Here is a 14,255-nt window from a genome sequence, read left to right on the forward strand (position 1 = left end):
CCGGGCTACGGTCTAGCCCAGAAGTGCTTTTCGGTGTCAACCGCGCCGCCCCAGTTCACGATGTCGACCCAGACGTTCAGACCATCCTGCCCCTGGAAGCAGCCGATCTCCTTCGACCCCGAACCATCGAAGTTCACTGTGTATGTGTGGTCTCCGATGTGGCTGTAGTCATCCGAGTTGCACCACACCTGGGCCGAGCCGATGTCCATGTTCTGCCAGTTGACGACAAACTTCAGGCACGGCCCGTTGTTGCAATTCGCACCGAAACTTCCCTTGGTGACCCACACCTTCGGATCGGGCTTCTTGTCTGTCGTCGCAGAAGCGGACGCGACACTCGACCAACCTGCCTTGTTGTGCACCCGCACCTCGATCACCCACGTCTGCGAGTACTGGCCACCGACCGTCCTGTTGCCGTTGTTGCCGACGCTGTCCCAGCCGCTCCAGTTGCCGTTGTGGTCGCGGATGCGGATCTGCGTGGTGTCCAGCGCTGCGCCGTTGTTGCCGTTGTTGCTCCAGCTGAGCGTGATGTTGCCGCCGTTGTTCTGAGCGCCCGCGTTCGGCTGTGGGGGGATGCCGTACGGCGTCGCCGCGTTGGATGCCGCCGAGGCGACCCCTGTATAGCTGCCCGTACCGGTGTTGGACAGCGCGCGGATCTCGACCCGGTAGGCGGTGCCATTGTTGAGCCCGCCGATCGTGTTGTTGGTGAGCGCCTGCCAGCCGCTGCCGGTCAGCCGGTACTGGTAGCTGATCTCTGACTCTCTGGCACCGTTTCGCTGCTCCGAGGACAACCTGTACGTGTCCGCGATCGTGATCGATCTGTCATTGGCAGAGATCGACGGGGTGGATGGGGCATCCGGCCGGATCGCGCCGCGGCGCTCCGCCGAAGGTGGGCTCCACTGTCCCCACCCCGCCTTGTTCTCGGCGCGGACGATATAGGTGTAGCCGTTTTCTGACGTGTTGACGACCACTGCCTGGCTCGTCTGCCCCGCAGCGACCGGGATCGTCTGCACCGTCGATCCGCCCCTGAGCACCTGCAGCTGATAGCCGTCGATCGCATCGCCGTTGTTGTTCGGCGCGGCCCAGGTCACCTGCATCTGCGCCTGGTCCCCGACCGGCGCCAGCTCCGCCGTCGTCGGCGCTGCGGGCTGCAGCGGGGGGCCGGCCGGAACCTTCGCCAGCGACCAACCGCTCCACGATGAAGGGTCAGGGGCGCGGTTATGCGCCTGCACACGCACCTGGTACGAGGTGCCGTTCTCCAGCCCTTCCCAGGTCAGCGAGTTGCCGGTCACTCCAGCCTTCTCGGTGATGCCCGATGGCGGTGCCGGCGAGATCTGCAGCGTGTACGTCTCGACCGGCGATCCCGGCGTGGTCGGCGTGGTCCACGCGACCTCCAGCGCCTTGTCTCCGAAGACGAGAGACGGCGCGACCGGGGTGTCCGGGCGCGCGTCAGGGCGCGCGACCGCTGACGCGCCAGACGGCTCGGAATCGCCGACACGGTTGGTCGCGACGACCTGGAACGTGTATTCGACGTTGTTCGTCAGACCGTCCAACGTGCAGGTTGTCGAGGCGCACTGCTTGCTGTAGGCACTGCCAGACGTGCTCGAGACCGTGTAGTGCGTGATCTCGGCACCGTTGTTCGATGGAGCAGAGAACGACACCACGACCGTGCGGTCCTGCACGCTCGTCACCTGCGGGCTTCCCGGTGCCTCCGGTACTCCCTGCACGGTCACCACGATGCGGCCGTCGACGTGGCGATCGGCATCCTCCGTCGCATCCTCGATCGTGTAACGCACCACGAGCGTGCCGACGAACTCCTTGTCCGGTGTCACGCGCACCTCATTGCCGTCGACCGTGGCGCTCCCGCTGCCGGATTCCGGCGACGCGGAGACGACCTTCAGCGGGGTGTCGGGGAACGGGTTGAAGTCGTTCGCCAGAACAGGCACTGAGATGGTCTCGCCCTGGTTCGCCTCGTCGATCGTGTCGGTGTTGGCCGTGGCAGGAGAACGCGTCGATGCCGTGACGTTCACGACCACGGTTCCTTCGATCGGTTCGGTCTCACCGTCTGTGATCCTGACGGTCAGAGTCTGACTGGTGCCCTTCTTCACATTCGACGCCGCCTCGACGCTGAGCGTCGTACCGTTCTCGATGCGCGCAGTGAGGCCGTTCCCGGCATCGCCCTCGAGCGAGAAGTCGTGCTCGCCGACATCTTCCGGATCGGGATCGTCGGTCAAAGCCGCCAGATCGAGCGTCGTCGCTGCCTCGCCTGGCGCGACATTGAGTTCGGCCCGCGTGAACGTCGGCGGCTGGTTCTCCGGTGGCAGCACGGTGATCGGGATCGTCAGCGTCGCCTTGCGCCCCTCAGGATCATCGGGACCTGTGCCATCGGTGACTTCGAACGAGATGCCGTCCTCACCGTGGTAACCCGCCTTCGAGGTGTACACCAACGTGCTGGCGTCCTTGACGAGGTCGGCGCCATCGGCGTTCGATGCACTCACCTTCGCGTGTTCGGTCAGGATCACGGATCCGCCGCCGGCGACCATCACGTACTCGTCCAGGGGCAGCTCTTTGGTCTCGCCGCTGACGACCTCGACGGGCTTCGTCGAGGTGAGCGACGGCCGCAGATCCTTCACGGCAGGGACGAAGATGAACGCCGATGTCGACAGTTCGTCGCGGTCGGTGAGCGTGTAGCGGATCAGCTGCATCTCGTCGCCGACGCTCACACGCACCGAGCCGTCATCGAGCAGCGTGCCGCCAGCACCGACCTCGACATCCAGCGCCTCGGTCGTGCCGTCAGGGTCCTCGTCATTGGCGAGGATGTCCACATCACTGGTGAGCTCGCCGTCGATGAGGTCCGAAGGCAGCACGCGGTCATCGCGGGCGATCGGCGCGAGCAGTGGCACGTCTTCATCCACGGTGATCTGCAGGACCGCCTGAGAGGTCGCACCCCGCGCATCGCTGATCGTGTACTGAAGCGACGTCTCGACCGCGCGATCGGGTGCCTGCACGAGCACGCGATCCCCTGAGACGCGGGCTTCCAGCCCTGAGTCCTCGGGCATCACGAGGCCGTCCTTGACGAGCGCGATCTTGTCGCCCTCTGGATCGGAGTCGTTCAGCGTCACGGGTACGGCGATCTCGCGCCCTGGACGCACGACGACGGCATCCTTCACTGCATAGGGAGCCTGATTCATGGCCTCCGCAGGTGCGACGCCGACGCGGATGGTCGCTGTTCCCTCCTTGCCGAGACGGTCGCGCACCCGATACGAGAACGTGTCGACACCCGCCGATTCGGCGTAGGCCTCGTAGACGAAGTAGTTCTGCGCGACTTCGGTGATCCGGCCCTTGGTCGGATTGGAGGCGAGGCCGATCAGCTCGACGGAGTCGCCGTCGGCGTCGATGCCGTCCAGCGGCACGGCGATGTTCGCGACATTGCCGCTGAGCACACGTGTCGTGATGTCCTGCGGACGCGGAGCGGCGTTCTCGTCCTGCACGGGCACGATCTGGATCGTGATGTACCCGCCGACCTTGTTCCCCCGGGTGTCAGACACCTCGTAGGTGGCGTAGACGGTCTTCGCTTCGTCACCCGCCTTGAAGCGCACAGCATCCTGCGAGACGAAGATCTCGCCGTCCTCCGGGTCGACGAAAGGCTCGACCAGCTCCGGCTCGAGCGTCAGGGCATCGCCGATCGGACTGGTGTCGTTGTCGAGAACGGGGATGGTCACGACGTCGCCCACTCGCACCACTGCCTGATCTGGTGTGGTGACCGGCGGGAGGATCTTGTCCGGCGCAGGGATCGGGATGACGACCACCTCACCCTCGGCGGTCTTGGACCCGTTGGAGATGCGGTAGCTGATGGTCACCTGGTCATCGAGCGCACCCTGATCACCGATGCGCAACGACTCGTGATTCAGCACCGAGACCGAGATGCCGCTGCCTGGCTCCACTGTCACGGACTGGATCACGAGGATGCCGCCGGACGGATCGGTGTCGTTGTTCAGCACGCCGAGCAGCACCTCGCCACCGGTCGGCAGCAGGGCGACATCACGCACGGCGACCGGCGGCAGATCCTGTTCGCTCGCATCGGCCACGTCGATGCGGACGATGCCTGGTACGCCGTTCGGCCCCGCTGCCACCTCGTAGAGGACGTAGTAGACGCCGGGCGCCGGCGCGCTGAACGTGAAGGTCTTGTTCGGGTAGTCGGGCAGGATGGTCGCACCGGGCGTCTCGTCGCCGTTCACCCTGGTCAGTCGAAGCTGCTCCTGGCCTGAGCTCGAGTCGTTCGCGAGCGGTGAGACCGTCACCTGCTCGCCGACACGCGTCATCACGTGATCGGCGTTGGTCTTCGGCAGCGTCGAACCGGCAGGACGCACATCGAGCACGAGCGTGCCCGTCGCGATCTCGCCGAGGGCATCGGCGACCGAGATCTCCACTTCCTTGCGACCCTGCAGGCTCGCCGTTGCGCGATAGGTGATCTGGCCGTCAGTCGTGAACTCGACCTCGTCACCGGGCGCGGCGACGACCCCGCGCAGGTAGATGTCGTCGCCCTCAGGGTCGATCCAGTCCGGCAGGACGTTGTACGAGATCGTTCCGCCGGTCTCGATGGCCAGCGTCGTCGAGCGCTTGGGCTTGGGCGCAGTGTTCGTGTCCCAGTCCTTGACGGCGAGGTTCACGGTGGCAGTGTCCGTACCGCCGCGACCGTCGTCGACCTCGTACGTGAAGGATGCCGCGCCGGAGGCTTCTTCATCCACGGCGATCTGGAGCGACCCGCCGTCGTAGATCGGTTGCACCGTTCCGATCGAGGGCTGATTCTCGGCGATCGCGGCGACCAGCACGTCGCCGTCGGGGTCGTTGTCGTTGTCGAGCACGGGGAGCGCCGTGGTCTGACCTGGGCGCACGCCGAACTCGTCGTCCTCGGCGACCGGGGGCGTGTTCACGTTCGTCCGCACAGGAAGGGTGGTCTCCACCGTCTCCTGCGTGGTGTCCTCTTCGTTCTCGGTCTCACCCTCAGGCGGCGTCAGGTCGTCCCAGTTGTCGACCTGCTGGAGGCTCTCATCGGTGAGCCACGCCGCACCGCCGACCGTGTCGTTGAGGATGATGACGTCGCGGTTCACCCGGAAGGTCAGCGACGCCGACGACTCGGCACCCGGAACCTCCTCATTGATGTCGTCGCCTTCGCCGGGGCACTCACGGACGAATGTGCCCGTACCGGACCACGCGCCGTAGCGGCAGCCGAGCAGCGATACCGGAGCCGCCGGGGTGCCGTTGCCGCCCGCCTTCGTCACGACCGGCTCTCCGCCGTCGAGCGGTACGTCGATCAGTTGGGATGCCGTCGCCACAGCCACGGCATCCGTCGCCGTGGACGAGTACTGCAGAACGGCGCTGTCGGCCTCGGAGATCTCGGTGCGGAATCCGCCAGGGGTCATCACGGCGCTGTCGGCGGGCGACAGGACGACGGGTGTCACACCGACGGCCGTGATGGATGGAGCGATCGAAGAGTCCAGCTCGCCAAGGTCGGCGGACTGCGGGTCGAGGGCTTCACCCTCGTTGTCGACGGGGATGGTGATCACTTCGGCGCTCTCGCCGGAGACGGCGTACACCGTACCGTTCTGACCCACGGTGACATCGGAGTTCTTGCCCAGCTCGATGAGCGGGTCTGTCCCCTGCAGCTCGAAGCCCGCGATGCCCTTGACCGGCACGACCCAGAGGTCACCGGAGTCGGTGTCGAGGATCGCCGCGGTCTGCGCGCCGAGCGCCACCTTCGCCGAACCGGGGATGGTGGTGCTGTCGCCGAGCGAGACGCGGGCCGAGTCGACGGCGGTGAGCGTCGCATTGGTGCGATCGGTGACGAGCACGGTCGAGGCATCCTGCAGGATGTCGAAGCCCTCACCGGTCGTACGAAGACCCCCGTCGAGCAGAGTGGACTCGTTGTTGAAATGACCGACCATCAGCGCCGACGACTTCGTGATCCAGACGCCGCCGTCGTTCAGGTCGACCTTCGTGGTCGGATTGCCCTCATACGCGAAGGCGAGCGTTCCGATCGCGACGACCGCTGCCGTGACACCCGCAACCGATGCGGCTGTCTTCGGCTTCGCGCGCAACCATGACAGCGCCTTCATCGTCAGTACTCCCCCGGTTCACATCTGTGGTGGTCGTCTCGGCCGTACACGGCGAGACGCACCGGTACATACTAACCGCCGGACGTGGCACTCCCCACGGGCAGAAATGCCCATCTGATCAGGCGACCCGCCAACACCCCTCGACGTGATCGTCGACCATCCCGGTCGACTGCATCAGTGCGTACATGGTCGTCGCACCGACGAACCGGAACCCGCGCGCGCGGAGAGCCTTGCTCATCGCTGTCGATTCGGACGTCACCGCCGGCACATCATCAAAGGAACGAGGTCGGTTTCCGGAAGGCGGGGCGAACGACCACATCAGCTCGTCGAGCTCTCCCTCCGTCATCTCTGTCACGAGGCGTGCGTTGCCGATCGTGGCGAGGATCTTGGCACGGTTGCGGATGATCCCGGCATCCGCCATCAGGCGCTCGACGTCTTCTTCCTCGAAGGCGGCGACCTTCTCAGGATCGAACCCGGCGAAGACCTCCCGGAACCTGGGACGCTTGCGCAGGATGGTTATCCAGCTCAGTCCGGCCTGGAAACCCTCGAGCGCCATCTTCTCGAAGAGCGCGCGGTCGCCGTGCAGCGGCACTCCCCACTCCTCATCGTGGTACCTGGTGTACTCAGCATCCGTCCCTGTCCATGCGCAGCGAGCGCGTCCGTCGGCACCGGTGAGGAGGGATGTCATGCCCCCACGCTATCCGGCGGCTCGGACACTGCTCGCCGGGCTGAAGTCAGACCTTCTTGGCGGCCTTCTTGAGCGTCTTCTCGGAGATCGGTGCCTTGCCCGATGCCGCGAGGTCGGCGTAGTACGCGCGCGCCTCATCCTGACGCTGCTTCTCGGCGCCGCTGGCCAGGGGCGCGCGCACGTGCTCCGGCTCGTAGCCGAAGGCGTCGACCAGGTCGAGCGCGTGCGGGCGCAGCCGCCGGCAGAGCCGGTCGATGTAGCTCGACACGGCTGCCGCGCGCTGCGTCGAAAGGCGACCGTTGATGATGTGCCAGGCGAGGTGCTTCTCCACGAGCTGCAGGCCGAACAGGTCGCGCAGCCAGGTGAGCACCTGCTTCGTGCTCTCGTCGGGGATGCTGTTTACGGCATCCGTGAACGCCTCCCACTGCAGCAGCTCACCGTGTGCGCGTGCGGCCTCGATGAGGTCGGCCTGGTTCTCGTTGAAGAGCTTCTCGCCGAGCGCCTTGTCCTTGCCTGCAGGTCGCAGGCGTCCGGCGATGTCGGCGACCATCTGCTGCACCCGGTCGGCGAGCAGCTCGTGCTGCTGCTCGGCACGAAGGCCGTTCTCGACCGACCGCGCGGTCGAGCCGAAGTCGGCGATGTTCTGACCGAACCGCCGAAGGCCCGCGCCATGGAACACCTTGCCCGCGGTCTGTCCGACGGCGTACTTGGCGAGCGCCGCTGCATCCTTGTCCTTGAACTGCCCAGCGAAATCGGTCAGCAGTCGTTTGCCCACCAGCTGCAGCAGAACGTTGTTGTCGCCCTCGAATGTGACGTAGATGTCGAGGTCCTGGCGAAGCCCCACCAGGCGGTTCTCGAACATGTACCCGGCGCCGCCGCAGGCCTCGCGGGCCTCCTGCAGGGTGTCGAGGGCGTGCCACGTCGACAACGGCTTGAGCGCCGCAGCGAGGGTCTCGAGGTCTTCGCGGTCGTCCGGGGTGTCGGTGCGGCCGGAGAACACGCTGTCGAACTTCTGCAGGAACTCGTCGTGCGCGAAGATCTGCGCGTACGTGGTCGCCAGGCGCGGCAGCAGGCGGCGTTGGTGCTTGCCGTAGTCGAGCAGCACGACCTCCTGCCCGTCCGCTCCGTCGAACTGACGTCGCTGGGTGGCATACGTGATCGCGATGTACAGACCCAGGGCCGAGCCCCAGGATGCCGCGCCGTCGAGTGACACGCGACCCTGAACCAGGGTGCCGAGCATCGTGAAGAAGCGGCGGCCGGGGCTGTCGATCGGGCTCGTGTACGTGCCGTCAGCGGCGACGTCGCCGTACTTGTTCAGCAGGTTCGTGCGAGGGACGCGCACATGGTCGAAGGAGAGTCGACCGTTGTCGATGCCGTTCAGCCCACCCTTGAGCCCGTCGTCCTCGCGGCCGATCCCGGGCAGGTCGTTGCCGTCGTCACCGCGGAGGGGCACATAGAAGCAGTGCACGCCGTGGCTGACGCCGTTCGTGATCAGCTGCGCGAACACCGTCGCCGCTACGCCGTGCAGCGCCGCGTTGCCGAGGTACTCCTTCGTCGCGCCACGGAACGGCGTGTGGATCACGAACTCCTCGGTCTCCGGGTCGTACGTCGCTGTCGTGCCTGCGGCTGCCACGTCGGAGCCGTGCCCGATCTCGGTCATCGCGAACGCGCCGGGGATCGAGAGGTCCATGACACCAGGCAGCCACTTCCTGTGGTGCTCTTCGGTGCCGAGCTGCAGGATCGCCGAGCCGAACAGCCCCCATTGCACGCCCGCTTTGATCTGCAGGCTCGGATCGGCCACGACGAGTTCTTCGAACCCGGAGATGTTCGCGCCGTTGTTGTCCTCGCCACCGAACTCCTTCGGGAAGGCCCGGTGCACCGCCTTGTTCTCCACCAGCAGGTGCAGCTGGCTGAGCACGCGCTCGCGGTGCTCGTCCTTACCGAGTTCGTCCATACGCCAGAACGCGGGATCCTTGATCATCGCGCGCGCAGTGCGGCGAGTGTCGGCCCAGGTACCAAGCAGAAGGTCGTTCACCCGATCGACATCGATGCGAGGCCCATCGTCGTCTCGGGGTGTCGTTGCGGTGCGGACGGCGGCGTCGACCATGAGGGTTCCTCTCGGAGAGAAGTAGGGATGATTCAACCGTAGGAGTCCTCCAACTCGTCACCAAGCGATGTGTACGCAACCTCCAATGCACTCACGTCACGCGGTTCGGTCGAGTTGTCGCGAGGCCACAGCCGAGCCGTGGCGCGCACGATGGCGAAGCGGTCGCGGCGGCCGGCTTGCCCGGCAGCGCTTCAGACCATTCAAAGGAGGAAAGTGCCGGCTTCGATCGAACTTGGCCGACACTTTTCTCCTTTCATCTCGAGCGCTCAGGTCAGAACGCGACGTCGATCGTGCCGTTCGACTCGATCACCTCGCGCACCTCATCGCTGGAGAACGCGGCCTTGAGCGCCTCGGTCGCCTCGCTGTCGGCATCCTCTTCCCGCACCGCGACGTGCAGCGCGAACCGATCGTCCAACTCGGTGATGAGACCGTCGTCCTCGGGGTTGAGGCCGAGGGCTGCGATGTGCGACGGCCACTGGAAGACGAGGTCGGCCTCCTCGTACGCCGAGTTCAGAGACGCGATCGGCACCTCGAGGAACTCGACGTCCTTCGGATTCTCGACGATGTCGTCGAGAGTGGAGACGTAGGGGTCGACATCAGGGTCGAGCGAGATGACGTCTTCTGCATCGAGGAGCTTGAGCGCACGGGCGAGGTTCGACGAGTCATTCGGGACTGCGACCGTGGCGCCGTCCGGGAGGTCGGCGATGTCGTCGAGCGTCTTCGAGTAGAACGCGATCACGAAGTTGTACACCGGCTGCACCGCCACCAGGGCAGCGTCGTTCGCGGCGTTGAACTCCTGCATGTACGGCTCGTGCTGCGAGAAGTTCGCGTACGCGTCACCGTCGTTCACGATCGTGTTGGCCGTGATGTAGTCCGACACCTCGACGAGTTCGATCTCATAGCCGTCGTCGATCGCCTCACCGGCCGCCTCCACGACGTCCGTCATGGGCGCCGTGACGGCGGCGACCTTCAGGACGACGGGTTCGGATGCCGCGGCATCCGAACCTCCGGACGATTCACCCGACGCGCATCCGGCCAGCACCAGGGTGATTCCGATGCCGGCGGCGAGGATGCCGATACGTGCGGTTCTCATTGGGTCCTTCTTTCTTGGGGTGGGACGTTCAGACGCGGGTTCAGCGCTCAGCGATGATCGAGTCGCTCCGAGGCGCGGTGACCGACCGCTTGGATCACCAGCACACAGACGACGATGATCGCGATCGTGATGTACATGAGTGCGTCGTTGTACTCCTGGTAGCCGTAACGCATCGCGAAGTCGCCGATGCCGCCGCCGCCCACGACGCCGAGCACGGTCGAGTACGAGAGCAGGCTGATCGCAGCGGAGGTGAGGGCGTAGACGAGTCCCGAGCGCGCCTCAGGCAGCAGTGCACGGAACACGGACTGCGGAAGCGTGGCACCCATGGCCACGGCGACACGGGAGATGCCAGGCGGGATCTCGCGGAGGATCTGTTCGACCAGTCGGGCGTAGATGGCCACGGCGACGAAGCACAGCGGCAGCGTCGACGCCTGCGTGCCGAAGCTCGTCCCCACCACGGCGCGGGTGAACGGGATGAGGAAGACCACGAGCAGCAGGAACGGGAATGAGCGGACGATGTTGATATAGAGGTTCGCGACAGACCAGACCGGTCGATTCTCGGCGATGCCGCCACGCTGAGTGAGGAACACGATCATCCCCAGCGGGAGACCGATCAGCACGGCCGCCGCAAGGGAGACGAGCATCATGTATCCGGTCTCGGCGAGCGCCTCCGCGATGTCTTCGCCGTACTCGGCGAGCAGATCGGTGAGCCAGTTCATCACATCAGCTCCCGCTTGACCTGCTCGTGGTAGCTGGGCATCGCGCGCAGGTCGGTCTTCTTCACGGCGAAGAGCTCGCGCATGCGCCCCTTCTCGAGCAGCAGCGCCCGATCGCAGATCGCCTTCACGACGTCGAGGTCGTGCGAGATCACGACGATCGTGGTGCCGAACTTGTCACGGGCGTCCAGCAGCACACGGAGCACCTCGGCGGTGGTGCTCGCATCCAATGACGATGTCGGCTCGTCACAGAGAAGCAGGGGCGGGCGGGTGACCAGAGCCCGTGCGAGTCCGACGCGCTGCTTCTCTCCGCCGCTGAGTTCGGCCGGGTGATGGTCGGCCCGATGCGCGAGCCCGACGAAGTCGAGCATCTCGTCGACTGCCGCGCGCTCTTCGGCGCGTGTTCGCCTCATACCGCCACGACGGCTGATCTGCAGTCCGAGCGCGACGTTCTGACGCACGGTCCGGCCGCTGAGCAGGTGGATGCCCTGGAACACCACACCGATGTTCCGTCGCAGCATCCGCATTTCTCGGCGACTGCGCCCCGCCACCGTCATGCTGTCGACGCGCACCTCCCCCTCGTCCGCCGTGGTGAGTCCGTTGACGAGCTCGAGGAGGGTCGTCTTGCCCGCACCGCTCTCGCCGATGACGCCGAAGATCTCGCCGCGTTCGATGCCGAGGTCGATCCCGTCGAGCGCCGGCGGCTGATCAGAGCGGTCGCCGTAGCGCTTGCTGACGTCGCTGAACTCGACGATCGTCGTGCCCGTGTTTTCCATCGATGCGTGCCGCTCTCTTCGCTCGCGGCTTCATCGCCCGGAGTTGGTGTACTGAGTCCAACTATAGTTGAGGTATGAGCATGAGGTACCGGACACAGGCGATCAATCGCGACGGCGGGGACGGCTCCGCCGGGGTTCCCGACGGCTTGAGCGTGCGGGTCTCGTCGCCGCTGAATCCTGAGCGCGATCCTTCAGGGACGAATCCCGAGCAGTTGCTCGCCCTCGCCTGGGCGACATGTCTGAATGCGACGGCGCAGGCAGTCGTGGCGCGCCGCAGCCGCACCGCTGTGCGTGTCGAGGTGGAGTTGCACGATGCGTCGACCGGCGGTGGGTACGTGTTCCACGTCGACGCATATCTGTCAGTCGAGGAGGCATCAGCCGAGGAGACTCGACGGGTGCTCGACGCCGCGCACGCCCGCTGCCCTGTCTCGAAGCTCATCGGCGCCAGCGCGACGGTCGCCGTGCACACCGAGGCGTTCGCAGCAGAGCCAGCTGCGACTCGCTGACTGTCGCCCAGCCCGTCTCGTCTCGCTCCGCGCGTTCCCTCGGGCGTCAGTTGGCAGCGACCACCGCGAGGACGGCGTCGCCGTACGCCTCGCGCTTCTTCTCGCCGATGCCGGTGATGCCGTCGAGGTCGCCCACGGATGCCGGGCGGATCTCGGCAAGCGCACGCAGCGTCGCATCGCCGAACACGATGTACGCCGGCTTGCCGATCTCTCGCGCCGTCTCGGTGCGCCACACCCGCAGGGCCTCGAAGAGCGAGCGGTCGCCCTCGGCCACAGCATCCGACGCCGCAGACGCCTTGCGCGTGCGACTCGCACTGACCCTGCCCATGGTGTCCTTGCGCAGCGGCACCGGCGTCTCGCCGGTCAGTACGCCGGCCGCCACCTCGCCTGGGGCGAGCGTGCCGTAGTCGCCCTGGGCGACGAGGATGCCGCGTGCGAGCAGCTGCCGCACCACGCTGCGCCAGTCCTGATCGGACAGGTCGGCGCCGATGCCGTAGGTCGCGATGCCGTCGTGCTTCTGCTGGCGGATGCGGTCGTTCGAGGATCCCCGCAGGATGTCGATGAGGTGGCCGGCACCGAACGCCTGGTTGCGCTCGCGCTTGAGCCGCACGATCGTCGACAGCAGCTTCTGCGCCGGCACGAGTCCGTCGAACGTCTCCGGCTTCTCGAGGCACGTGTCGCAGTTGCCGCACGGCCCTGAATCCTGGCCGAAGTAGTTCAGCAGATTCTGCCGGCGGCACTCGACGGTCTCGCACAGGGCGAGCATCGCATCGAGATGCTGGCCCATCCGCATCTTGAAGGTGCGATCGCCTGGGCTCTGGTCGATCATGCGCCGCTGCTGCACGACGTCGCCGAGGCCGTACGCCATCCACGCCACCGCCTGCTCGCCGTCACGACCGGCGCGACCGGTCTCCTGGTAGTAGCCCTCGACGGACTTCGGCAGGTCGATGTGCGCGACGAAACGCACATCGGGCTTATCGATGCCCATGCCGAAGGCGATGGTTGCAACCATCACGACGCCGTCCTCGCGGAGGAACCGCGACTGGTTCGCGGCCCGGACCTCAGCAGGAAGACCCGCGTGATACGGCAGCGCGTCGAGTCCCTGGGCGGACAGATACGTCGCAGTCTGCTCGACCGACTTGCGGCTCAGGGCATAGACGATGCCGGCCGGCTGCCCTTCGCCCGCTGAGCCTATCGATGCGTCTGCGGACGACTGCATGGACCGGATGAACTGCACCAGCTGCTTGCGCGGGTCGACCTTCGGCACGATCCGGTATTGGATGTTCGGGCGATCGAAGCTCGCGACGAAGTGCTTCGCATCGTCGAGCCGCAGTCGCTCGGTGAGCTCCTTGTGCGTCGCGCGGGTCGCGGTGGCGGTGAGCGCCATGCGCGGCACCCCGGGGAACCTCTCGCCGAGGTCGCCGAGCGCGAGGTAGTCGGGGCGGAAGTCGTGACCCCACTGCGACACGCAGTGCGCCTCGTCGATCGCGATGACGCTGAGCACCCCGCGCTGCAGCAGCGCCGTCGTCTGCCTGTTCGACAGCCGCTCCGGTGCCACGTAGATGAGGTCGAGTTCACCGGCGACGTAGGCACGCTCCACTTCGGAGCGCTCGGATGAGGACTGCGTCGAGTTCAGGTATGCCGCGTTCACGCCGTTCGCACGGAGCGCGTCGACCTGATCATGCATGAGTGCGATCAGGGGGCTGATCACGAGTCCCGTGCCTTCTCGTACGAGCGCCGGCACCTGGTAGGTGACGCTCTTGCCCGCACCGGTGGGCATCAGGACGACCGCGTCTGCGCCGGTGATCACCTGGTCGACGATCGCTTCCTGGTCACCGCGGAACTCGTCATAGCCGAAGACGGTGTGCAGCGCCTCGCGCGCGGTCGCGTATCGCGCGGGTGTCGCCCGCTTCCGGGCCCCTGAGCCTGCCGAAGTGGCAGTCGCCACCGGAGTCGTCGGACCCTGACCCCAGTCGAGCGGCGGCTCGTAGCCGGCGCCCTTGGGCTCCCAGTCCATCTCCTCGGGCGGCGGGGAGTCTTCCCACGGCTCGTCAGGGTACGGCACATCCGCGTACGGATCGACGGGATACTGGGCCATCCCTCCAGCGTAACGAGGACCCGCGACGTCTGCGGCCGTACCCACGGACGATGGGAGTTTTTCGCACGTTCGCCGCAGGTCTCAGATGCGAAGATCCCCCGCCGACCCGATGCCGCGCCGGGCACCGCCCGACAGCGTAGGTTGGGAGGCGACGCGAA

8 protein-coding genes are annotated in these 14,255 nt (G+C 66.3%); 1 reads left to right on the plus strand and 7 read right to left on the minus strand.

Annotation, left to right across the window (positions count from 1 at the left end; genetic code table 11):
* Positions 1 to 5 precede the first annotated feature (5 nt).
* The 6 genes from ACP7AR_RS10815 to ACP7AR_RS10840 all read right to left on the minus strand — a co-directional run bounded on the left by ACP7AR_RS10815 (position 6) and on the right by ACP7AR_RS10840 (position 11,493).
* Positions 6 to 6,113 carry an Ig-like domain-containing protein gene (locus ACP7AR_RS10815; protein ID WP_426185558.1) on the minus strand — a complete coding sequence of 2,036 codons (6,108 nt, stop codon included), beginning with the start codon at positions 6,111 to 6,113 and terminating at the stop codon, positions 6 to 8.
* 118 nt (positions 6,114 to 6,231) lie between these two features.
* The gene (locus tag ACP7AR_RS10820) at positions 6,232 to 6,801 is read right to left on the minus strand and encodes a DNA-3-methyladenine glycosylase I (RefSeq protein ID WP_426185560.1); all 570 of its coding nucleotides are present in this window, start codon (positions 6,799 to 6,801) and stop codon (positions 6,232 to 6,234) included.
* 46 nt (positions 6,802 to 6,847) lie between these two features.
* A complete protein-coding gene (locus ACP7AR_RS10825; protein WP_426185562.1) occupies positions 6,848 to 8,908 on the minus strand; it encodes an acyl-CoA dehydrogenase in 2,061 nt (686 codons plus the stop codon).
* A gap of 271 nt (positions 8,909 to 9,179) precedes the next feature.
* A complete protein-coding gene (locus ACP7AR_RS10830) occupies positions 9,180 to 10,001 on the minus strand; it encodes a MetQ/NlpA family ABC transporter substrate-binding protein (RefSeq protein WP_426185564.1) in 822 nt (273 codons plus the stop codon).
* 47 nt (positions 10,002 to 10,048) lie between these two features.
* The gene (locus ACP7AR_RS10835) at positions 10,049 to 10,720 is read right to left on the minus strand and encodes a methionine ABC transporter permease (protein ID WP_426185567.1); all 672 of its coding nucleotides are present in this window, start codon (positions 10,718 to 10,720) and stop codon (positions 10,049 to 10,051) included.
* Positions 10,720 to 11,493 (minus strand): methionine ABC transporter ATP-binding protein, encoded by a 774-nt coding sequence (locus ACP7AR_RS10840; RefSeq protein ID WP_426185569.1) that lies wholly within the window; start codon positions 11,491 to 11,493, stop codon positions 10,720 to 10,722. The genes ACP7AR_RS10835 and ACP7AR_RS10840 overlap by 1 nt, the downstream gene beginning before the upstream one ends.
* A 74-nt stretch (positions 11,494 to 11,567) precedes the next feature.
* On the opposite strand from ACP7AR_RS10840, the gene ACP7AR_RS10845 reads away from it, so the two are divergent.
* On the plus strand, positions 11,568 to 11,999 hold the full coding sequence (locus tag ACP7AR_RS10845) for an OsmC family protein (RefSeq protein WP_426185571.1): 432 nt from the start codon (positions 11,568 to 11,570) through the stop codon (positions 11,997 to 11,999).
* A gap of 46 nt (positions 12,000 to 12,045) precedes the next feature.
* Here ACP7AR_RS10845 and recQ read toward each other — a convergent pair whose 3' ends face one another.
* Positions 12,046 to 14,097, minus strand: coding sequence for a DNA helicase RecQ (recQ, locus tag ACP7AR_RS10850; RefSeq protein WP_426185573.1), 2,052 nt, complete (start codon positions 14,095 to 14,097; stop codon positions 12,046 to 12,048).
* Between the last annotated feature and the right edge of the window lie 158 nt (positions 14,098 to 14,255).

The sequence above is a fragment of the Microbacterium sp. TWP3-1-2b2 genome (assembly GCF_049896145.1).
Taxonomy (GTDB): Bacteria; Actinomycetota; Actinomycetes; order Actinomycetales; family Microbacteriaceae; genus Microbacterium.

Excerpts from the sequence above, each read along its gene's own strand:
- ACP7AR_RS10815 (WP_426185558.1), bottom strand. The coding sequence starts at position 6,113 with ATGAAGGCGCTGTCATGGTTGCGCGCGAAGCCGAAGACAGCCGCATCG.
- recQ (WP_426185573.1), bottom strand. The coding sequence starts at position 14,097 with ATGGCCCAGTATCCCGTCGATCCGTACGCGGATGTGCCGTACCCTGAC.
- ACP7AR_RS10845 (WP_426185571.1), top strand. The coding sequence starts at position 11,568 with ATGAGCATGAGGTACCGGACACAGGCGATCAATCGCGACGGCGGGGAC.
- ACP7AR_RS10840 (WP_426185569.1), bottom strand. The coding sequence starts at position 11,493 with ATGGAAAACACGGGCACGACGATCGTCGAGTTCAGCGACGTCAGCAAG.
- ACP7AR_RS10830 (WP_426185564.1), bottom strand. The coding sequence starts at position 10,001 with ATGAGAACCGCACGTATCGGCATCCTCGCCGCCGGCATCGGAATCACC.
- ACP7AR_RS10835 (WP_426185567.1), bottom strand. The coding sequence starts at position 10,720 with ATGAACTGGCTCACCGATCTGCTCGCCGAGTACGGCGAAGACATCGCG.
- ACP7AR_RS10820 (WP_426185560.1), bottom strand. The coding sequence starts at position 6,801 with ATGACATCCCTCCTCACCGGTGCCGACGGACGCGCTCGCTGCGCATGG.
- ACP7AR_RS10825 (WP_426185562.1), bottom strand. The coding sequence starts at position 8,908 with ATGGTCGACGCCGCCGTCCGCACCGCAACGACACCCCGAGACGACGAT.